Genomic DNA, 20,506 nt, shown 5'->3' with positions numbered 1-20,506 from the left:
ATTGGCCTACTCGCCCTGTGCTAGCTGCTGCCTCGCCATCCTGCTTGCCTTTCTACCTGGACGAAATCCACGGAAAGGGAGGCGTGTCTTTCCGCCCGCCGTCCCGCCAGTCTAGTTTTCCAATCCGGGCGGACGGGCGCGTGTGACCATACTTTTGACAATGTATGAAATCGTCCGGATTGATTGATGGAGTGCGCACCGCCGCTTTGGAGCTGAAAGGGGAGGAAACGGACTTCGACGCGCTACTGGAGAGCATCAGGGACGCGCGCTTCGTGCTGCTGGGCGAGGCCACGCATGGCACGCATGAGTTCTACCAAGCGCGCGCCGTGCTCACCCGCCGGCTCATCGCCGAGCGGGGCTTCAGCGCGGTGGCGCTGGAGGCTGACTGGCCGGATGCACTGAGGCTCAATCAATACGTCCGGGGCGAAACACGGGACACCCGGGTGGAAGAGGCCCTGGACGACTTCCAGCGCTTTCCCCGGTGGATGTGGCGCAACGCCGAGATACGAGCGCTCGTGGAATGGCTGCGCGCGCACAACGCCTCCCGGCCGGAGGGGGAGCGGGCGGGCGTCTACGGATTGGATCTCTACAGCCTGCACGCCTCCATGCGCGAGGTGGTGCGCTACCTGGAAGCGCGCGACCCCGTGGCGGCGGCGCGTGCCCGGGACCGGTACGCGTGCTTCGACCGCTTCGGCGAGGACGCCCAGTCCTATGGGCACGCCACCACCTACGGCTACGCGGACAGCTGCGAGGAGGCGGTGCTGGCGCAGTTGAGGGAGCTGCGCGAGCGCCGGGTTCAGGAGGGAGCGAGCGAGCAGGACGCGCACTTCCACGCGGAACAGAACGCTCGGCTGGCGAGGGACGCGGAGGCGTACTACCGGGTCATGTTCGCCGGACGGGATGAGTCGTGGAACCTGCGCGACACCCACATGGCGGACACCGCGGATGCCCTGTCCGAGTACCTCGGCCGGCGCCGCGGGGCGCCCGCGCGCCTGGTCATCTGGGCCCACAACTCGCACCTGGGCGATGCCCGCGCCACGCAGATGGGGGACCAGGGGGAGCTGAACCTGGGCCAGCTCCTGCGCGAGCGGCATGGGCGGGAGACGTTCAATGTGGGATTCACCACCTACACGGGCACGGTCCTCGCCGCGCGCGAGTGGGACACCCCGGGCCGCCGACGGCGGGTACGGCCCGCCCTGCCGGGCAGCTACGAGGCGCTCTTCCACGAGGTGGGCCTGCCCGCCTTCCTGTTGAGGATGGAGGACCTGGGCGAGGCGGGCTCCGCCCTGCGCGAGCGGCGCCTGGAGCGGGCCATTGGCGTCATCTACGCCCCCCACAGCGAACGTCACAGCCATTATTTCTTCGCCGACCTCCCCGCGCAGTTCGACGCGGTCCTGCACTACGACACCACGAGCGCCGTGCAGCCGCTCGACCGGGACGCGGGCCACGAGGAGGAGGACGCGGCGGACACCTGGCCCACGGGAATGTAAAGGGTCTCCGGAAGGAGACTCCAGTAGAATGGGCCCCATGAACCGAGCTGTCCTCTTCCTGTTCCTCGTGCTCGCCGGCTGCAACCGGGGTGAAGCCGTGCAGGCCATCATCCAACTCGACCCCGCGCTGAAAGCGAGCTGTGTCGTCCTGGAAGTCCGCACCCCGGAGGGAGAGCTCCGTACGGAATCCACGCCCCTCACCCGCCCGGAGGATCAAGAGCTACGGCTGGCCGTCTTCCGCAAGGATCTCCCCGCGGACGTCCATCTCCAGGCGCGTGCCCTCTGGGGAGGCGAGAAGTGTGAGGACTCGCCGTTCTACAATGGGCGCAGCGAGCCGGTCGCCGTGCACTTCGAGCCAGGGAGCAAGGACGTCACGCTGACCCTGTCCCTGCCGAACGCCGCCGAGGACGAAGATCGCGATGGCTTCGTCGCGTCCGAGTTGGGGGGGGCGGACTGCGATGACAAGGAGTCCAAGCGCCAGCCCCAGGCCCAGGAAGTGTGCGACGCGAGCGACGACCTCAACTGCAATGGCCAGCGTGGCTGTGAAGACAGTGCCTGCTCGGGCAAGACGTGTAGCCGGGCCCCCACCTCGCTCGTCTTCAGCCCCTCGGAGCTGACGACCATCGCGGGTCAGTGCTCGGCGCCGGTGATCGTGGAGCGCCGCGAGTCCGACGGGAAACCCTCCTTGGCTGGCTTCCCCACCCCCATCACCCTGGCGAGCACGTTCGGCTCCGGCGTGACCTTCCACTCAGACCCGGGTTGCAACTCGTCGCCTCCCTCCGCCATTACCGCGGGCAAAAGCAGCGTCACCTTCTATGTGCGCAGCACCACGATCGGCACGGGCCCGCTAAGCGCTAGCTCTTCCGCGCTGTCGCAGCAGGCGACCTTGGCGCATACCCTGCGCCCCGGGCCCGTGACCAAGGTCGCCCTCGCCTCCCTGAACACCACCAGCCAGGCGGGTGACTGCGTTCCCGTCTCCCTCGAGTGGCGCGATGCGTTCGACAATCCCGCCTCCGGAACACTCTCCAACCTCAGCAGCCTCTCCATCAGCCCGACGCCCGCCAACACCGAGGAAGCGGCGCTCTACCAGGATGCGGGCTGCAAACAGGCCCTGAACCTCGGCGCCCAACTCCCAGCCGCCTCCTCGTTGTATTTCCGAGGCACCCGCGCGACCACCTTCACCCTCGCGGCCAAGCTCAACGGGACGTCCCAGCCAGTGCAAGAGGTCCGGACCGTGAAACCCCTGCCCGCCTCGAAGCTCACCTTGTCGCCCTCGGGCGGACAAACCCTGTTGGCGGGAGAGTGCTCCGCTCCGGTCAACGTCCGCATCACGGACCAATACGACAACCTCTCGCCCCTCACTGCGGGCCAGTTGCTCACCCTGTCCACCACACCGGCGACGAGTTTCGAGGCGTTTTGGGGAGCGGGGTGCGAGGGTTCCAAGAAACTGACCACGCCATTCGACCCTCAAGGAACCACGGAGGGGCCCATGTCTTTCAAGATCAAGACGGGTGGCCCGGTGGAACTCAAGCTGAGCGGGACCGCGTTGGTAGAGGCGAAGCAGACCCACACCATCGTCCCCGTGGTGAGGCGCGGATCGTGCCGGATGGATAATGGAGACAAGGAGGAGAACTGCCCTATCAGCAGCGCCAGCAACACGACGGTCCCCGTCACCCTGGCTCGCAGCTTCCTCGTCTTCCAGGCCACCACCAACAACGAGGAGCCCACCAACTCCTTCGTCCGGTGCTCGCTGGGGACCTCCACCATCACCTGCAAGCGTAACGGCACCACGGGAGCAGCGACTATCGACTGGCAGGTGGTGGAACTCCACCAAGGCCTGTCCGTCCAGCATCTGCAAAACATAGCGTGCACCCAGGCCCCTCCCCGCCTCCCCACGACAGTCGACCTCTCGAAGAACTTCGTGCTCTTCAGCTCCTCCCAAGATGGGAGTGTCCTGGGCTATAACGACTTCCCTTCAGTCGAACTCACCAACAATGGTAACAACACTAACGTCAGGGCCTTCCTGTTCAACGCCTGCGCCGCGAGCCAGCTCTTCAACTTCCAAGTGGTCCAATTCACCGGCAGCGACGTGCAGCGAAGCCTCACGGGAGCAATGCCTTCCAATAGCGGAACGCTGACGGTGCCCGGCTTGCCCACCACTGACCTCACTCGTTCCATCGTGCTCTCCACCTGGCAGGTCAGCACCGAGGGCCAGGACATATACAAACGGATGGTCCGGGGGGAGATCGATCAATCGAACACCACCCAGTTGCTCTTCCGTCGAGGGGACGGTACCGCCATCACCACCGCCGACATTCCCCAAATCTCCTGGGAACGCATCACCTTCCCCACGGGCACGCTCGTGCAGACGCACGTGTTGGCGGTGAATGATAACGTAACGAACACCAGCGCCACTCTCGCCACGCCAGTGGATGCGACCCGGACGCTGCTGCTCACCAGTTCCCAGGCGGGCGGACAGGGGGCGGGCGAGACCTCGTACGGCGCGAACGACATCCTGGGTGTGGCCACCGGAAGATTGTCCCTGAGTGGCAACCAGCTCTCGGTGACCAGGGACGCGCCCAACGGGAGCACGAGATGGACAGCCTACGCCATCCAGTTCGACCCCTGAGCGGCCACGGTCCACACCGGCGCGCGGAGACATCCTCGCCCCGCGTCCGGTGCTCGGACACTAGTATGGGGGCATGAACCGAGCTGTCCTCCTGCTGCTCTTCGTAGTCGCCGGCTGCACACGAGAAGAAGCCGTCCAGGCCATCATCCAACTCGACCCCGCGCTGTCCGCGAGCTGCATCTTCCTCGAAGTGCACACTCCCGAGGGGAAGATCGTCGAGTCCAGACCCTTGGCCCGCCCGGAGGATCAAGAGCTGCGCGTGGTGGTCATCCGGAAGGGCCTTCCGGCGAACGTGCAGCTTCAGGCGCGTGCTCTCTGGGGGAAAAACGGCTGTGACGAAAAGCCGTTCTACAATGGGCGCAGCGAGCCGGTCGACGTGCACTTCGAGCCGGAGGCCCAAACCGTCACGCTGACCCTGTCGCCGCCGAGCGACTCCGAGGACGAGGATCGCGATGGCTTCGTCGCGGCCGAGCTGGGTGGGGCGGACTGCGATGACAAGGAGGCGAAGCGTCGGCCCCAGGTCCAGGAACTGTGCGACGCGAGCGACGACCTCAACTGCGATGGCTGGCGCGGCTGTGACGACAGCACCTGCTCGGGCAAGACGTGTAGCCGGGCCCCCACCTCGCTCGTCTTCAGCTCACCGGAGCTGACGACGATAGCGGGTCAGTGCTCGGCCTCGGTAACCGTGGAGCGTCACTACGCCGATGGGATACCCGCCCAAGCCGGCTTCTCCACGCCCATCACCCTGGCGAGCACGTTTGGCCCCGGCGTGACCTTCCACTCGGACCCCACTTGCACCTCGTCGCCTCCCTCCTCCATTCCCGCGGGCAAAAGCAGCGTCACCTTCTTCGTGCGCAGCACCACGATCGGCACGGGAGAGCTGAGGGCCAGCTCTTCCGCACTGCCGCGGCAGGCGACCCTGACCCATACCCTACTTCCCGGGCCTGCGACGAAGCTCGCCTTCACCACCCCGAGCACCACCAACCAGGCGGGGGACTGTTCTCCCGTCTCCCTCGAGTGGCGCGATGCGTTCGACAACCTCACTTCCGGAACACTCGCCAACCTCAGCCTCTCCATCAGCCCGACGCCCACCAACACCGCGGAAGCCGCGCTCTACCAGGATGCGGGCTGCACCCAGGCCCTGAACCTCGGCGCCCAGCTCCCAGCCATCTCCTCGTTGTATTTCCGAGGCACCCGCGCGACCACCTTCACCCTCGCGGCCAAGCTCAACGGGACGTCCCAGCCAGTGCAAGAGGTCCGGACCGTGAAACCCCTGCCCGCCTCGAAGCTCACCTTGTCGCCCTCGGGCGGACAAACCCTGTTGGCCGGGCAATGCTCCGCCCCAGTCAACTTCCGCATCACCGACAAATACGATAACCTCTCGTCCCTCCCCGCGGGCCAGTTGCTCTCCTTGTCCACCACTCCCGCCGCGAGCTTCGAGGTGTTCTGGGATGCGGGATGTGAGGGTTCAAAGAAACTGGACAAGGAGTTCGACCCTCGAGGAACCGCGGAGGGGTCCATGTCTTTCAAGATCAAGACGGGTGGCCCGGTGGAACTCAAGCTGAGCGGGGCGGCGGTGGGAGAGGCGAAGCAAACCCACACCATCGTCCCCGTGGTGAGGCGCGGCTCGTGCCAGATGGCGGAGGGTAAGAAGGAAGAGAACTGCCCCATCAGTAGCCCCAGCAACACGACGGTCCCCGTCAACCTGTCTCGCAGCTTCCTCGTCTTCCAGGCCACCACCAACAACGAGGAGCCCATCAACTCCTTCGTCCGGTGCTCGCTGGGGACCGCCAACATCACCTGCAAACGGAACGGCAACACGGGAGCAGCGACTATCGACTGGCAGGTGGTGGAGCTCCACGAAGGCCTGGCTGTCCAGCATCTGCAAAATATAGCGTGCACCCAGCCCCCTCCCCGCCTCTCCACGTCAGTCGACATCTCGAAGAACTTCGTGCTCTTCAGTTCTTCCCAAGATGGGGCCGAGGTGGACTCTAACGACTTCCCTGTGGTCCGGCTCGCCAGCGCTGGTGGCAACAACAATGTCGGCGCATTGATAGCCGATGACTGCAACACGAACCACCTCTTCACCTTCCAAGTGGTCGAATTCACCGGCAGCGACGTGCAGCGAGACCTCACGGACGCGATGCCTGCCAATAGCGGAGCGCTGACGGTGACAGGTCTGCCCACCACGGACCTCACCCGTTCCATCTTGCTGTCCACCTGGCAGGTCAGCAGCGCGGGCGCGGACATCTACAAACGGATGGTCCGGGGGGAGATCGATCAATCGAACACCACCCAGTTGCTCTTCCGTCGAGGGGACGGTACCGCCATCACCACCGCCGACATTCCCCAAATCTCCTGGGAACGCATTACCTTCCCCACGGGCACACTCGTCCAGACGCACGTGTTGACGGTGAATGATGGCGCGGCGAGCAACAGCGCCCCCCTCGCCACGCCAGTGGATGCGACCCGGACGCTGCTGCTCACCAGTTCCCAGGCGGGCGGACAGGGCGCTGGCGAGACCTCGTTCGGCGCGAACGACATCCTGGGCGTGGCCACCGGCAGACTGTCCCTCACCGGCAACCAGCTCTCGGTGACCAGGGATGCTCCCAACGGGAGCACGAGATGGACGGCCTACGCCATCCAGTTCGAGCCCTGAGCCGCCACGGCTCACACCGGTGCGGGGCGGACGCCCCGCCCGGGGCCCGGGTCAGGGGCCCCCGTCGGGTTGGCGGATGCACATGTCGCCAACGAAGGTGATGTAGGCACAGAGCGGCAACCGGGGCCCGCAGTCCGAGTCGGAAGCGCACGGCCCCGAGCAGAAGAAGCCGCCCCAGCCCTCGGCGCAGAGCGAACTCTCGCAGTCATTGCCGCTCACACAGGCGTCTACCCCCGAGCGCCCGGTCCCACGCGGCCCGGTGAGGCACAGACAACCCTCCGACTCGTCGCACTCGCAGCGCTCGTCCGCCGGGCAGTCGCTGTTGAGCGTGCACGCGCTCCGCGAGCCGCCACCCGGAACGCCCGCATCGGGAACCGTGTCACCGCCATCCGTGGGCGCCCCCGCGTCCACGGGCTCCCCCGCATCCACGGACGCATCCGGGGAACCACCGTCCCCCTCCGTGCCACCGCCCGCGTCCGCGACGTCCCCCCCATCCACGGACGCATCCGGCGCGCCGCCATCCGTCTGGTTGCCCACGGGCCCCGCATCGTGCCCCCTGGAAGAGATGCCCCCGCATCGCGCGAGCGCCACGACTCCCATCACCGCGAAAAAGACAAACAACCTTCTCAAGTGCACCTCTCCCGTGCGACGCGTTCTGTTCCTGGCCAACCGGCTGGAAGCCCGTTTTCATTGTCATACCACACCAGCGCTCATTTCCCGAGGCGGGAGGTCTCCACCCGGGCTGAGGGCCTCAGCGCTGGTAGATCTTCGCCCAGTCCACGTACATCTTCACCGGAGCCCCCATGGTGGTGCGGAAGGCGTCGAGCTGGATGCACAGGTGATGCGCCACGTCGGGAATGGCATTGGCATCCGTGAGCGTCCAGACCAGCGCCCCGTCACGGTAGATGCGCAGGGCATTGGCCTCCCACTCCATCGCGACGATATGCCATTGGGTCGCGTCCACGGCGTGCTTGTAATAGTACTGACGATTGTCCGCGCCGTAGTGGATGAACGTGCTGAAGCTGGCGCGGCTCGTGCCGGTGCCCGTCTCGTAGATGTCGTTCTCCCCATCCGTGGGCCAGTTGCCAGTCTGGGGCCAGGTGAGCACCACGCCACTGGTCGCGCCGCTGGGGTCCGGCTCGGTGCGCACGCGGAACTCGAAGCGGCCATACTTGTAGTTCGACCTGTGCGCCATGCCACCCGACACGAGCGTGCCGTTGACCATCTGCGCGGTGACCGTCAACAGGCCGTTGGCCACGCTGAACGCGCTCGGACGGCGCAAGCCATTGCCGTCATGCCCGGGCGAGTCGTACATGCCCCACTGCGTGGTATCGACCGCGCTCCCCGAGAAGTCATCCTGGAAGACGAGCCGCCAGCCCGCGGGCGTGCCCGGCGCGGTGGCGAGAAGGTCATCCGCGTAGAAGGCATCGCTCGCCCCACTGCCCGTCTGGAAGATGTAGAAGGCCAGGCTCCGGCCCGTCTGCTCGACCGTGGCCGAGACGGTGATGCGCTGGAAGGCCTGCGTCAGCGTCGCCGTCTGCTCCCACACCCGGACGACTCCGTTGGCGTCCGTCTCGCGCAGCGCGAGGATCACCGTCTTGCCCACCGCGCTCGTGCTCGCGGCGGCGACCGAGGCGCTCACCGAGTACGTGCCCAATGCGGCGGGAGACGCCACGCTCGACGAGGCCTCGAGTGAATACCCTCCACTCGTCCCGGCCGTGGGCGTGACCTTCACCACATGGCCACCCTCGGGCGCGCCCGTGGACAGGGAGACCCGCGACAGGCTCGCCTGCCACGTCTTCCAGCCTTGCAGATCCGTCTCGAAGCCGCCGTTGGCGAACAGATTGCCCGTCGCGGCCGCCGTGCTCGACTGCAATTCGTCCGGCGCACCCTCCTGGACCTGCTCCGGTTCACAGCCCAGCCCCAGCACCCCGCTCAGGCCCACCACGCAGGCCAGCCACCCACGCCGCCCCTGTCCTCGTCCCACGAAGCCTCGCTCCATCGAAACACCTCATCCCAGCAAAAACTGTTTAAGCCTCCTTCTACGTTTTTTCCAACAAGCTGGGAAGAATGGTCCAGTGTGCACGTGCTCCGGGCGGAGCGGAGGGTGACTATCATTCCCGGCACCATGCCTCCGCCCCTGATCAGCCTGCTCACCGACTTCGGCCTGACGGACACCTACGTGGGCCAGATGAAGGCGGCGCTCCTGCGTATCGCTCCCCACGCGCGCCTCGTGGATCTCACGCACGCGGTGCCCGCGCAGGACGTGAGGGCGGGCGCCTTCCTGCTGTGGAGCGCGGTGGAAGCCTTCGCCGAGGGCTCGCTGCACCTCGCGGTGGTGGATCCCGGCGTGGGCTCCGCGCGGCGGGCCGTGGCCGTGAGAAGCCACCGGGGCGACGTGCTGGTGGGCCCGGACAACGGCCTGCTGGTCCCCGCGCTCTCACTGCTCGGCGGACTGGCCGACGCCATCGAGCTGAACGACCCCGCCTGGTGGGGACCCCGTCGCTCGCGGACCTTTCATGGCAGGGATTTGTTCGCCCCCGTGGTGGGCCACCTCGCGGCCGGCGTGCCACTCGAGAAGCTCGGCCGGCGCCTGGAGCAACTGGAGGCGCCCTTCACCTTCCCCGAGCCCCAGGTGGAAGGCGGAGGCGGCGCGCTCGTGGGCGAGGTGCTCCACGTGGATACCTACGGCAACCTCATCACCAATCTGCCCGTGGCGCGGCTGCCGGCCCGCTTCGACGTCCAGGTCGGCGACCGCCTCATCCCGGACGCGCCCCACGCCCACTATCAGGCCGTCGCTCCCGGGGAGCTCCTGTCCCTGGGAGGCAGCACGGGACTGCTGGAGGTGTCCGTGCGGGACGGCGACGCGGCGCGGGTGCTCGGCGTGGGCCGGGGCACCCGGGTGCACATCGCCGCGCGCGGCTAGCCCGCTCTAGCGCTTGGTGGGCTTCTTCTTCGGCGGGGTGGGCTTCTTCACCGGATTCTTCGTGGGCAGGTTCGGGCCGGAGGCGAGGTCGAACTCGTAGGTGCCGCCGAGCAGGACGCGGAAGTTGTAGATGTCGGAGAGGTCCGGCGTCACCGCGATGCCCGCCACGGCCTCGAGCACCAGCCCCGGGAAGAGCTCGCGGCGCACCACGGGGATGATCTCCACCTGGTTGGCGTTGTTCGTCCACGTCGGGGTGATGGCGGGCTCGAAGTAGCGGCGGCCGATGACCTCCAGGCCCACGAGGGTCTGGTCGTTGATGTTGTACGTCCCCGCCACGGCGAGCTGCAGCGCGTCCGGAACGTCGAAGTCCGCCCGGGAGCCGCGATCGCGCGTCCCATGGTGGAGGTAGCTCGGGTTGAGCATGAAGCGCAGGTCCTTGGTCACCCGCAGCTCGGCGATGAGCGTGCCCTCGATGTCCCACGTTCCGTCCGACAGCAGCGGCTGGATGGCGTCCTGGTCGCTCGGCCCGGTGGGGAAGGTGACGCGGCCGTAGGCGCCCAGCGCCAGGGGGCCCGCTTCCAGGAAGGTCCACTGCAGGCCGAGCGGGATGTCACCGAAGGCCACCTGGAAGTTGTTCTCCCCGGGCGTGCCGATGCCCAGGACCTCGAAGTAGACGTTGGCCTCCACGTTGTCGACGATGCCCCAGCGGATGCTCGGGGAAACCTGGTGGTAGGGCAGCGACTTGCCCTGCTCGAGCGAGAAGAAGCCCTGGTAGCGCAAACCGAGCTCCAGGTTGCCCGGCCGGGTCGTCGACGCGGTGCGCGTCACCATGGCCCGGTAGGGCTTGGCCAACACGGCGGAGGAGGAGAGGAGGCAGACAGCGGTGGTGAGAGCGAAGGAGAGATGCCTGGCGTTCATGCGGCGGGACCATAGTTCGGCGCCCGCGCTCGTGGCGCACGGAGTGAAGGGGTTGGACGTGTGGTCTCGCCTGCTCCCCGGGCCCACTTCAAGCAGGCACTCGTCGGGGGCGCCCCTCCGCCCGGCCGTCCATGCCTCGAGATCAAGGCCCCAGTGCCCTCGTTGTCGAGTGCTATACAACCCTCCCCTTTGTGTCGCATATTGTTTCGAGGCGGCTTTCCAGGGGAGCCCGCACCACGTCCAGCCAGCGTTCGAGCGAGGACCTTCGCAGTGAGTGACACCACCGTCGAGGAGTTGCGCGAGGACCTCGAGGCGCCCCTCGAGCAGACCCGTGCGGAGGTGTCGCTCGAGCCGCTGCCCGTGTTCGACGCGGCTCCCCCCCCAGATGCGCCAGCTCTCGCAGAACCGGCTTTCCACATCACGCTGTCCCCGCGGCAGCCCTTGCACGGGTAGAAAGAGCCATGGAGCCCAAACGAGCTGTCACCATCCTGATGGCGGATGACGACCCGGATGACCGGGACTTCGCCCGCTCGGCCATGCAGGAGAGCCGGCTCGCCAACGAGCTGCGCTTCGTCGAGGACGGCGAGGAGCTCATCAACTACCTGCGCCGCCTCGGCCGCTACGCCAACCCCAAGGACTCCCCGCGACCGGGGTTGATCCTCCTGGACCTGAACATGCCGCGCAAGGATGGCCGCGAGGCGCTCCGGGAGATCAAATCCGACCCGGCGCTCAAGAACATCCCCATCGTCGTGCTGACCACGTCCAAGGCCGAGGAGGACATCCTGCGCAGCTACAACCTCGGGGCCAACTGCTTCATCACCAAGCCGGTGACCTTCGAGGGGCTCGTCGAGGTCGTGAAGGTCCTCAACCGGCACTGGCTGCAGATCGTCGAACTGCCTCCCGAAACAAGCTCCGAATGAGCCGTGCGGCCGATGCACACGCCATCCGCGTCCTGCTCGTCGAGGACGACGAGGATGATTACGTCCTGACCCGGGACTGCCTGCGGCAATTGGGCCCGCGGCGGGTGGTGCTCGAGTGGGTGGCGACCTGCGAGCGGGCCCTGGAGGAGCTGGAGTCCGGCAACCATGACGTGTGTCTGGTGGACTACCGGCTCGGAGCCATGACGGGGCTCGAGCTGCTCCAGCAGGCGCGGAGCAGGGGCTGGGAGGGCCCGTTCATCCTGTTGACCGGACAGGAGGACGACGACATCGACCATCAGGCCCAGCAGGCCGGGGCCACCGACTTCATCGAGAAGTCCCAGCTCACCCCCACGCTCCTGGAGCGCTCCATCCGCTATGGGCTCCAGCACACGCGCACGATGGAGGCCCTGCGCCGCTCCCAGGAGAGCTTCCGCGAGCTCATCGAGCGGCTGCCCGACGGCGTCTGCGTGATGCACGACACGCGGCTCGTCTACATGAACCCCACCTACGTCCGCCTGCTGGGCTACTCGTCCCAGACGGAGCTGTTGGGCAAGACCCTGCTGGAGCTGGGACAGAAGTTCCTCCGTCCGGAGGATTGGGTCCCGCTCCAGGAGGATGTCCAGCGCGCGGAGTCCACGGGCGAGCCCATCCCGCCCCGGGAAGTCCTGCTGCTGGCACGCGGGGGCGGCCGCGTTCCCGTGGACCTCGTCCATCTCCCCCTGATGTTCGACGGCTCGCCCTCCCATGTGTGGATCGTCCGGGACCTGACCGAGCGCAAGCAGATGGAGGGACGGCTGCTGCGCGCGGACCGCATGGGCTCACTCGGGTTGCTCGCCGCGGGAGTCGCGCATGAGATCAACAACCCGCTCGCCTACACGATGACCAACCTGGACCACCTGGAGAACCAGGTGCTGCCCCGGCTGGGCTTGTGCGGCACCGAGCGACGCGAGGTGCAGGAGCTGCTGGCGGATACCCGGCTCGGCATCACCCGGGTGCGCGACATCGCGCGGCAGTTGAAGATGTTCTCGCGCGGGGACGAGGACGGGGTACTGGCGCCCGTGGACGTGCACCGGGTGCTCGAGTCCTCCATCGACATGGCGGTGAACGAGCTCAAGCACCGCACGCGGCTGGTGCGCGACTACGGGGAGCCGGTCCAGGTCCAGGCGAACGAAGGCCGGCTCGGGCAGGTGTTCCTCAACCTGCTCGTCAACGCGGCCCATGCCATTCCCGAGGGGAACGCGGCGGACAACGAGGTGCGCGTCGTCACGCGGCGCGAGGGGGCGCGCGTGCGCATCGAGGTGCGCGACACGGGCGTGGGCATCTCCCCGGAGCACCTCGGGCGGATGTTCGAGCCGTTCTTCACCACCAAGCCCGTGGGCGTGGGCACCGGGCTCGGCCTGTCCATCTGCCACGACATCGTGACGAGCTTCGGCGGGCAGATGGGGGTGGAGAGCCGCGAGGGACACGGCAGCACCTTCTGGCTCCTCCTCGACGCCATCAGCCCCGAGGCCCGGGTGGAGGCCTCCCCAGCGCCCGCCGAGGCGGCCCCCGCCGCGCGCAAGGGCCGCGTGCTCGTCGTGGATGACGAGCCGATGATTGGCACGGCCATCCGCCGCACGCTCCAGCGGGAGCACGAGGTGGTGACGCTGACGAGCGCGCGCGAGGCCTTCGCGCGGCTCATGAGCGGAGAGCACTTCGACGTCATCCTGTGTGACGTGATGATGCCGGAGATGAGCGGGGTGGACCTGCACCAGCAGCTCGCGCAGCACCTGCCCGCCCTGGCCGAGCAGCTCATCTTCCTGTCCGGTGGCGCCTTCACGCCCAAGGCCCGCGAGTTCCTCGCGCAGGTGGGCAACCGCCGGGTGGACAAGCCCTTCTCCGCCCGGGAACTTCGGGACATGGTCCAGTCGGTGCTGGCGCGCGCACTGGACGCCTAGCGAACGCGCGAGGGTGTATCGCCCCTCCAGGCCCGGTGCGCAGGCGACGGAGTGCCCCTGGGTACGTAGCCACTGCGACGGCCTCGGCCCTAACTCCCCCGCTTCCGCAGTTCCTTCGTCCGCGGGAGCGAACATGTCTTGGGAGCGCGTCATGCAGAGGGTCGTGGCCATCGGGATGGGACTTGGCTTCGCGCACGTCGCGCAGGCACAAGGGTGCTCCCCCGCGGCCTGCACCGGCACCACCCAGGTGGATCACACCTTCGCCTCGGGCTCGAGGTGGAACTTCAATGTCATGAATTGCCCGTGTGAGGGGCTGGTCATCCAGAGGGCCAGCTACATGCCCGTGGGAGGCACGTCGCGACTGGTGCTCGGCCAGGGGAGCATCGCGGAGCTCCACGTCCCCTACGTCATGGGCACCCCCCGCCCCCTCGACGTCACCGACGCGGGGTTGGGGTCCAGTGCCCTCACGCTCACCGAGGCGGAGTGCGCGGGAGGGACGCTGCTGGCCAACAACCAGATCTGCCAGAACATCGACGATCGCGGCTACGCCTGGAAGTTCAGGGACAACTTCCAGCGGGGAGAGAGCGTCTCGGTGAGCATGGCCTCGCAGCTCGGCCAGTACACGTACATCAACCAGTGGGAGTTCCATGATGACGGGACCATCGAGCCACGAATGGGGCTGTCGGGCCGGCTCCAGCAAGTCCGCTCGGGCGTGGGCTATGCGCCCTACGGCAGCCGCATGGACTCCGAGACGAACGAGACGCCGGTCTATGGAATCTCCCACCTGCACAACATCTATTACCGGCTGGACTTCGACATCGATGGAGCGGCGGACGACGCGGTCGAGCAGATGACCTTCCAGCCGTCCACGTCCCCTTCTCCCGAAAGCGCCTGCGCCACGCCAGGCACCTGCGGGGTGAACGTGAGGACGCCCATCCCACTCGAGGCCGCCCAGGACCTCGCCCCGGAGAGCTATACGTCGTGGGTCGTCTACGACAAGACGCGCACCAACGGTGACGGGCGGAACGTGGGCTATGAGCTCGTCCCGCACATCGAGGGGCTGTGGACCGGCCAGGTCTCCACCACGGAGCCCTGGTCCGCGCACGAGTTCTGGGTCACCCGCTACAACGGGTGCGAGATGCTCGCGGTGGGCAACTTCCCTCCGCACATCGCCTCGAGTTGCAGCAGCGCGCCAACGAACGTCAGCGCCATGGTGGACGGGCAATCCGTGGATGGGCAGGACGTGGTGGTGTGGTACGTCAACCGGCACCTGCACGTCCCTCGGGACGAGGACCAGGACAACATGCCCATGAGCTGGCTGTCCTTCGAGATCAGGCCGAGGAGCTTCCACCACAAGAACCCACTCGAGCCCTGAGCCGTCCACGGCGTGACACGTCCCGGCTTCCACCCGGTGAGAAAACCCACCTGGGGGACTGGCGCGCCCGCCTTCGCGGGTGCATACCGCACCTGACCGTGAAGAAGCCCTCACGGCAGAAGGCAGACTCATGAAACCGAAGTTCGGGACAGATTTGACCACGGGCAGCATCCCCCGGCACATCGTGACCTTCTCCCTGCCGATGCTCATCGGCAGCCTGCTGCAGACGGCCTACAGCTTCATCAACGCCATCTGGGTGGGACAGTTCCTCGGCACCGGGGCCCTGGCCACCGTCACGGTGAGCTTTCCCGTCGTCTTCACCCTCTTCGGCATCGGGATGGGCATGACGCTCGCGACGAACATCCTCGTGTCGCAGAGCTATGGAGCCAAACGCTTCGACGAGCTGCGGCGGGTGGTGGACAGCTCCACCGTGTTGATCCTCGGCCTGGGCATCCTGCTGACCCTGCTGGGCGAGTTCTTCACGCCCCACATCCTGCGCGCCATGGACACGCCGGAGGACATCTTCCAACCCTCGGTGGACTACCTGCGCATCTTCCTGCTGTCGATGCCCACCAGCTTCGCCATGTTCGCGCTGCGCAGCATGTTGCAGGGAATGGGGGACTCGAAGACGCCCCTGTACTTCCAGCTCATCTCCGTCGTGCTCACCACGGTGTTGGATCCGCTCCTCATCTTCGGCCACCTGGGCCTGCCGCGCCTGGGGCTCAACGGCACCGCCTGGGCCACCATCGTCTCCCAGGTGCTCGTGCTGACCGTGCTGGTGGTCTGGCTGCATCGCCAGAAGTCTCCCGTCGCACCCGGCTGGCCGCGCCTGAGCCACCTCGGTCCGGCCACCTGGCAGACCTTCCGGATTGGTGTGCCCGCCTCCATCCAGCAGTCCCTGGTGTCACTCGGCATGGTGATGGTGACCGGCATCGTGAACGGCTTCGGGGAGATCTCCACGGCGGCCTTCGGCGCGGCCTCGCGCATCGATCAGATCGCCTTCATGCCGGCCATCAACTTCGGCATGGCCATCTCGACGCTCGCCGGACAGAACCTGGGGGCGGGCCACCTGCCCCGCGTCCGGCAGATCTTCGCGTGGGGGTGTGCCTTCAGCGGGGCCATCACCCTCGTCATCTCCGCGATGGCCGTCCTCTTCCCGGAGGCGCTCCTGAAGGTGTTCATCAGGGATCCCGTCGTCGTCGAGCTGGGGACCTCGTACCTGCACATCGTGGGCGCCTGCTACGTCCTGTTCGGCCTCACCTTCGTGAGCAACGGCATCATCAACGGAGCCGGCTCCACGATGATCACCACCCTCATCTCCCTGCTCAGCCTCTGGGTGGTCCGGGTGCCCCTGGCCTACACGCTGTCGCGCCAGATGCACGACGTGAAGGGCATCTGGTACGCCATCGCCATCAGCTTCTTCGTCTCGCTCGGCTGCAGCATGGCCTACTACTTCTCCGGGCGCTGGAAGAAGGCGGTGGCCCACCACAAGCCGACCGTCCTTGAGCAGGCCAAGCCGGACCCCGCCGAGGTCTTCGCCAATGAGGCCGGCGAGGCCTGAGGGTTCAGGGAACCATCAGCGCGGCGAGCTTGGACGCCAGCTCCACCTCGGCGCGCAGCGCGGCGTCGTCCAGTTGCTCCGCATGGGTGCGCAGCAACTCCACCGTCCGGTCCGCCAGCTCCCGGGCCCGCGCCTTGTCCCCCGCGTGCCAGGACGTGCACGCCGCCCGGGCGCCGAGGATGAAGTTCGTCAGGGCCGCCGTCTTGCGCACCGTGTCCTCGGAGTACCACGTGCCGGTGGACGAGAGCGGCTCGCTGCCCTCGTAGCTCGCCGTCAGGAGCGTGGGCGGGCTCGCCTCGCCGCGAGCGGGCGTGAAGGAGAACTCCTCCGACAGCATCCGCTGCGCGGGCTGGATGTCCGCCTCCCGGGAGAGGCGCGCGAGGATGGCGCCGCGCCGCCGGGAGAGGAAGACCGTGGGGAGCTCCAGCGAGGCCAGGCTCGCGCCGGGCGCCACCCCGGGAATTCCATACACCGCCTCCACCCGGAAGCCCTGGGCGGGCGTGAGCACCATCTTCAAGTCATACGCGATGGGCGTCACCAGGTAGTCGAAGTCCTCGTCGAAAACCGCCCGGGTGCGCTCGGCGCCGCTCAGGTAGAAGGCATTGGCGCCCCGCACGGAGGTGATGGCCGTGACGAAGGCCTGATCGAACGCGAGGTTCACCCCGAAGAGGGTCAGGTCCCGGCCCTCGCGGGAGTGGTCGCGCAGCAGCGTCATGAATTCGCTCTGCTGCGTCTGGCCCACGTTGGGCATCGCATCCGTGAAGAGGAAGACGCGGCGGGAGCGTGACGCGTCCAGCCCGCGCGTGGCGAGTTGTTGGTAGCCATCGCGCAGTCCGCACTCGATGCACGTCGAGCCGGCCACCTGGATGGTGCCGATGGCGCGCAGCAGGGCCTCGCGGTCGCGCACGGGGGCCTGCTTCACCAGCACCTGGGAGGTGTGATCGAAGATGACCAGCGAGAGGGTGTCGTTCTCGTCCAGCTTCGCCACCAACCGGCGCGCCGCTTCCTTCACGGCCTCCATCGGCTCGCCCTGCATGGAGCCGGAGTGATCGATGACCAGCGCCGCGTCGAGCGGCTGGCGGCGGAAGGTGGAGGGATCCACGTTGGACGAGAACCCCACCTGCACGAACACCTCCTGGCGGTCCGTGTCGATGGCCGTCGCGATGCCCGTGGCCGTGCGCAGACACAACACCTGCGCACAGGGCGGGCCCTCCAGGGGAAGATCATGCTCCGCGTAGAGCCCCTCGGCGATGAAGTCTTCCGCGAAGGGAATCTGCCCCGCGTCGATCTTCCGCCGCGCCAGCGCGATGTCCTGGATTCCGCCAGGCGTCCCTCCCATGTCCCCACCGGGAGCGCCAACACCACCTCCGATGTCCATCCCGGAACAACCCACCAGTGTCAGTACCGCCAGCCCTGCGATCCACAACCGCCTCGTCTTGCGCATGCACATACTCCGGGTGAAGGGGTGACCCGGGCGCGAAGCAAGACATGTTCCAGGGACGAGCCCGACGGAGGGCGGCGCTTCCCCTCCCCGGGCCTCACCTCACCCTGACACCCGTGTCATGCTCCCAGGGGAACGTCGACGCGGGCGGGGAGACGGCGGCGCCAGTCCTTCAGTGCTCGAACAGGCGGTTGAGTCCGTTGAGCGCCGCCACGCGGTAGGCCTCGGCCATGGTGGGGTAGTTGAAAGTGGTGTTGATGAAGTAGTCGATGGAGTTACCCGGCCCGTCCTGGGACATGATGGCCTGGCCGATGTGGATGATCTCCGAGGCGTTGTCCCCGAAGCAGTGGATGCCGAGGATCTCCCGCGTGTCGCGGTGGAAGAGCAGCTTGAGCATGCCCACCGTGCGGCCGGTGATTTGAGCGCGCGCCAGGCTCTTGAAGAACGCGTGGCCCACTTCGTAGGGCACGCCCTGACGCGTGAGCTCCTGCTCGTTGCGGCCCAGGCTGCTGATCTCCGGGCTGGTGTAGATGCCGCTGGGGATGTCCTTCACCAGCTTGTGCTCCAGCCGTCCCTCGACGATGTGCGTGGCGGCGAAGCGGCCCTGGTCATACGAGGCGCTCGCCAGCGAGGGAATGCCCACCACGTCGCCCACCGCGTAGATGTGCGGCACCACCGTCTGGTAGGCGTCGTTCACCTGGATGTTGCCGCGCGAGTCCAGTTGGATGCCCAGCGCCTCCAGCCCGATGTCCTGGGTGTTGCCGGTGCGCCCGTTGGCCCACAGGAAGACGTCCGCGCGCAGGCGCTTGCCGCTCTTGAGGTGCAGCACCACCCCATCGTCCCGCGTCTCCACGCGCTCCATCTGCTCCTGGTGGCGGATGAGCACGCCCTGCTCGCGCAGGTGGTAGGACAGCGCGTCGGAGATCTCATCGTCCAGGAAGGACAGCAGCCGCTCGCGCGTGTTCACCAGGTCCACCTTCACGCCCAGCTGCCGGAACATGGACGCGTACTCGCACCCGATGACGCCCGCGCCGTAGATGATCATCGTCATCGGCGTCTCGCGCAGGGTGAAGATGGTGTCCGAGTCGAAGACGCGCGGGTGCTGGAAGTCCAGGTCCGGCGGGTGATAGGGCCGCGAGCCCGTGGCCAGCACGAAGGACTTGGCGGACAGCTGCTCGCTCGCGCCCCTGGGCTCGTCCACCTCGAGCGTGTGGGCGTCCAGGAAGCGCGCCCGCCCCACCACCAGCTCCACCCGGTTGCGCTCGTAGAAGGTGGTGCGCAGCTGCACCTGGCGCGACACCACCGTGGACGCCGAGCGCATCATGTCCTTGAACTTCCAGCGATGGCCCAGCTCCACGCGCAGCTCCGGGTGGTCCATCTGTACGTCCACGAGGCGTTGGATGGCGTGCCGGAGCGCCTTGGAGGGAATGGTGGCCGTATGGGTGCAGGCTCCGCCCACCAGCGGACGCTGCTCCACCACGCACACCCGCTTGCCGGACTTGGCCGCCTTCATGGCCGCGCCCTCCCCGCCGGGGCCCGAGCCGATCACCACGATGTCGAAATGCCGCACGCTCATATTGGCTGGATACTTCTCCACCCCCGGCGCATCGGGAAGAAATCATTCCCGTGCTTGCTAGGATGAGGGCGGAACAGGACGGGGCGTGCGCCCATTCCACCCACCCACGAGGAACCCTTCCCCATGGCGTTGCGCTTCAAGAACCTGGATGGCAGTGGCCCCCATCCCATGTCCACCGTCTTCCAGTGGGCGGTGGCGGACAAGGTGGCCGGCAGGCGCCGCAAGAGCGCGGCCACCTGCGCCATGCGTCGCGTGGAGCCGGACCTCGCCGTCCTGGCCGTGCCCCCCGCCCCCGGTGAGGGCGCGCGCCTGACCTGGCTGGGTCACGCGAGCTGGCTCGTCCAGCTCGAGGGCGTGTCGCTGCTCATCGATCCCGTGCTGCGCGACAGCATTCCCGGCTTCATCCGCCGCAACGTGCCCCCCGGGGTGCCGACCGGCCAGCTGCCCCCCATCCAGGCCACGCTGGTGTCCCACAACCACTATGATCACCTGGACCTGCCCACCGTGCGCCAGGTGGGCGCGCCCGTCATCGGGGGACTCGGCCTGACGCGCTACTTCCAGCGCACCGGCCTGTCCGTCACCGAGCTGGACTGGTGGGGCTCCACACGCGTGGGGGCCGTCACCGTGCACTTCGTCCCCGCCCAGCACTGGAGCCGCCGCGGCCTCGCGGACGTCAACGAGACGCTCTGGGGCGGCTTCGTGGTGGAGGGCACCCACACCCGCGTCTACCACTCGGGCGACACCGCCTACTTCGAGGGCTTCCGGGAGATCGGCCGGCGCTTTCCCGGCATCGACGCCGCCCTGCTGCCCATCGGCGCTTATGACCCGGAGTGGTTCATGGAGAAGCAGCACATGAACCCCGAGCAGGCGGTCCAGGCCTACGAGGACCTCGGCGCCCGGCGCTTCCTCGCCATGCACTGGGGAACCTTCAAGCTCACCGACGAGCCCCTCGACGAGCCTCCCCAGCGGCTGGACGCCGAGTGGAAGCGGCGCGCGCTCCCGGTGGAGCCCCTGCACGTGCTCGCCGTGGGCGAGAGCCTCACCGTTGCGCCGGGCGCTCCACGACAGGGTTGA

15 protein-coding genes are annotated in these 20,506 nt (G+C 67.5%); 10 read left to right on the top strand and 5 right to left on the bottom strand.

Translation table 11 applies throughout. The annotated features are described in order from the left end of the window. Nucleotides 1-164 precede the first annotated feature (164 nt). From D187_RS22900 to D187_RS22890, 3 genes are all read left to right on the top strand, one after another. Complete coding sequence (locus D187_RS22900; protein ID WP_002625760.1) at nt 165-1,490, top strand: erythromycin esterase family protein; 1,326 nt, start codon at nt 165-167, stop codon at nt 1,488-1,490. Nucleotides 1,491-1,527: 37 nt separating this feature from the next. Beyond that, nucleotides 1,528-4,119 carry a putative metal-binding motif-containing protein gene (locus D187_RS22895; protein ID WP_155893522.1) on the top strand — a complete coding sequence of 864 codons (2,592 nt, stop codon included), beginning with the start codon at nt 1,528-1,530 and terminating at the stop codon, nt 4,117-4,119. A gap of 73 nt (nt 4,120-4,192) precedes the next feature. Further along, nucleotides 4,193-6,778 (top strand): putative metal-binding motif-containing protein, encoded by a 2,586-nt coding sequence (locus D187_RS22890; RefSeq protein ID WP_002625762.1) that lies wholly within the window; start codon nt 4,193-4,195, stop codon nt 6,776-6,778. Nucleotides 6,779-6,829: 51 nt separating this feature from the next. Here the strand turns inward: D187_RS22890 and D187_RS22885 are convergent, their stop codons facing one another. Together D187_RS22885 and D187_RS50240 are read right to left on the bottom strand one after the other, a co-directional pair. Beyond that, complete coding sequence (locus tag D187_RS22885) at nt 6,830-7,408, bottom strand: hypothetical protein (protein WP_155893521.1); 579 nt, start codon at nt 7,406-7,408, stop codon at nt 6,830-6,832. 121 nt (nt 7,409-7,529) lie between these two features. Further along, complete coding sequence (locus D187_RS50240) at nt 7,530-8,780, bottom strand: glycoside hydrolase family 16 protein (protein WP_002625764.1); 1,251 nt, start codon at nt 8,778-8,780, stop codon at nt 7,530-7,532. Between the two features lie 105 nt (nt 8,781-8,885). Between D187_RS50240 and D187_RS22875 the strand changes: the two genes are divergently transcribed. Continuing rightward, nucleotides 8,886-9,704: an SAM hydrolase/SAM-dependent halogenase family protein gene (locus D187_RS22875; RefSeq protein ID WP_162159678.1), complete on the top strand. Its 819-nt coding sequence runs from the start codon at nt 8,886-8,888 to the stop codon at nt 9,702-9,704. Nucleotides 9,705-9,710: 6 nt separating this feature from the next. On the opposite strand, the gene D187_RS22870 is transcribed toward D187_RS22875, so the two are convergent. Next, nucleotides 9,711-10,622 carry a hypothetical protein gene (locus D187_RS22870; protein ID WP_002625766.1) on the bottom strand — a complete coding sequence of 304 codons (912 nt, stop codon included), beginning with the start codon at nt 10,620-10,622 and terminating at the stop codon, nt 9,711-9,713. 270 nt (nt 10,623-10,892) lie between these two features. Between D187_RS22870 and D187_RS22865 the strand changes: the two genes are divergently transcribed. From D187_RS22865 to D187_RS22845, 5 genes are all read left to right on the top strand, one after another. Further along, the gene (locus D187_RS22865) at nt 10,893-11,075 is read left to right on the top strand and encodes a hypothetical protein (RefSeq protein ID WP_002625767.1); all 183 of its coding nucleotides are present in this window, start codon (nt 10,893-10,895) and stop codon (nt 11,073-11,075) included. Nucleotides 11,076-11,083: 8 nt separating this feature from the next. Further along, the gene (locus D187_RS22860; protein WP_002625768.1) at nt 11,084-11,542 is read left to right on the top strand and encodes a response regulator; all 459 of its coding nucleotides are present in this window, start codon (nt 11,084-11,086) and stop codon (nt 11,540-11,542) included. Then, nucleotides 11,539-13,479: an ATP-binding response regulator gene (locus D187_RS22855; RefSeq protein ID WP_002625769.1), complete on the top strand. Its 1,941-nt coding sequence runs from the start codon at nt 11,539-11,541 to the stop codon at nt 13,477-13,479. Before D187_RS22860 ends, D187_RS22855 begins: the two co-directional genes overlap by 4 nt. Nucleotides 13,480-13,630: 151 nt before the next feature. After that, nucleotides 13,631-14,854, top strand: coding sequence for a copper amine oxidase (locus D187_RS22850; protein ID WP_020918213.1), 1,224 nt, complete (start codon nt 13,631-13,633; stop codon nt 14,852-14,854). Nucleotides 14,855-14,984: 130 nt separating this feature from the next. Further along, complete coding sequence (locus D187_RS22845; RefSeq protein ID WP_043431239.1) at nt 14,985-16,415, top strand: MATE family efflux transporter; 1,431 nt, start codon at nt 14,985-14,987, stop codon at nt 16,413-16,415. Between the two features lie 4 nt (nt 16,416-16,419). On the opposite strand, the gene D187_RS22840 is transcribed toward D187_RS22845, so the two are convergent. Both D187_RS22840 and sthA read right to left on the bottom strand, forming a co-directional pair. Further along, entirely contained in the window at nt 16,420-17,859 is a 1,440-nt protein-coding gene (locus D187_RS22840; RefSeq protein ID WP_162159676.1) for a vWA domain-containing protein, read from the bottom strand. A gap of 169 nt (nt 17,860-18,028) precedes the next feature. Further along, nucleotides 18,029-19,432, bottom strand: coding sequence for a Si-specific NAD(P)(+) transhydrogenase (gene sthA, locus D187_RS22835; RefSeq protein ID WP_043431237.1), 1,404 nt, complete (start codon nt 19,430-19,432; stop codon nt 18,029-18,031). 123 nt (nt 19,433-19,555) lie between these two features. Between sthA and D187_RS22830 the strand changes: the two genes are divergently transcribed. Next, nucleotides 19,556-20,506, top strand: coding sequence for an MBL fold metallo-hydrolase (locus tag D187_RS22830; protein WP_002625774.1), 951 nt, complete (start codon nt 19,556-19,558; stop codon nt 20,504-20,506).

This window comes from Cystobacter fuscus DSM 2262 (assembly GCF_000335475.2).
Taxonomy (GTDB): Bacteria; Myxococcota; Myxococcia; order Myxococcales; family Myxococcaceae; genus Cystobacter; species Cystobacter fuscus.
The sequence above is the reverse complement of the archived record's forward strand: the minus strand, read 5'-3'. Positions and strand labels throughout refer to the sequence as shown.

What these genes read in the sequence shown, in the direction of transcription:
- D187_RS22900 (WP_002625760.1), top strand. Translation starts at nt 165, where the DNA reads ATGAAATCGTCCGGATTGATTGATGGAGTGCGCACCGCCGCTTTGGAG.
- D187_RS22895 (WP_155893522.1), top strand. Translation starts at nt 1,528, where the DNA reads ATGAACCGAGCTGTCCTCTTCCTGTTCCTCGTGCTCGCCGGCTGCAAC.
- D187_RS22890 (WP_002625762.1), top strand. Translation starts at nt 4,193, where the DNA reads ATGAACCGAGCTGTCCTCCTGCTGCTCTTCGTAGTCGCCGGCTGCACA.
- D187_RS50240 (WP_002625764.1), bottom strand. Translation starts at nt 8,780, where the DNA reads ATGGAGCGAGGCTTCGTGGGACGAGGACAGGGGCGGCGTGGGTGGCTG.
- D187_RS22870 (WP_002625766.1), bottom strand. Translation starts at nt 10,622, where the DNA reads ATGAACGCCAGGCATCTCTCCTTCGCTCTCACCACCGCTGTCTGCCTC.
- D187_RS22860 (WP_002625768.1), top strand. Translation starts at nt 11,084, where the DNA reads ATGGAGCCCAAACGAGCTGTCACCATCCTGATGGCGGATGACGACCCG.
- D187_RS22855 (WP_002625769.1), top strand. Translation starts at nt 11,539, where the DNA reads ATGAGCCGTGCGGCCGATGCACACGCCATCCGCGTCCTGCTCGTCGAG.
- D187_RS22850 (WP_020918213.1), top strand. Translation starts at nt 13,631, where the DNA reads ATGCAGAGGGTCGTGGCCATCGGGATGGGACTTGGCTTCGCGCACGTC.
- D187_RS22845 (WP_043431239.1), top strand. Translation starts at nt 14,985, where the DNA reads ATGAAACCGAAGTTCGGGACAGATTTGACCACGGGCAGCATCCCCCGG.
- D187_RS22840 (WP_162159676.1), bottom strand. Translation starts at nt 17,859, where the DNA reads ATGCGCAAGACGAGGCGGTTGTGGATCGCAGGGCTGGCGGTACTGACA.
- sthA (WP_043431237.1), bottom strand. Translation starts at nt 19,432, where the DNA reads ATGAGCGTGCGGCATTTCGACATCGTGGTGATCGGCTCGGGCCCCGGC.
- D187_RS22830 (WP_002625774.1), top strand. Translation starts at nt 19,556, where the DNA reads ATGGCGTTGCGCTTCAAGAACCTGGATGGCAGTGGCCCCCATCCCATG.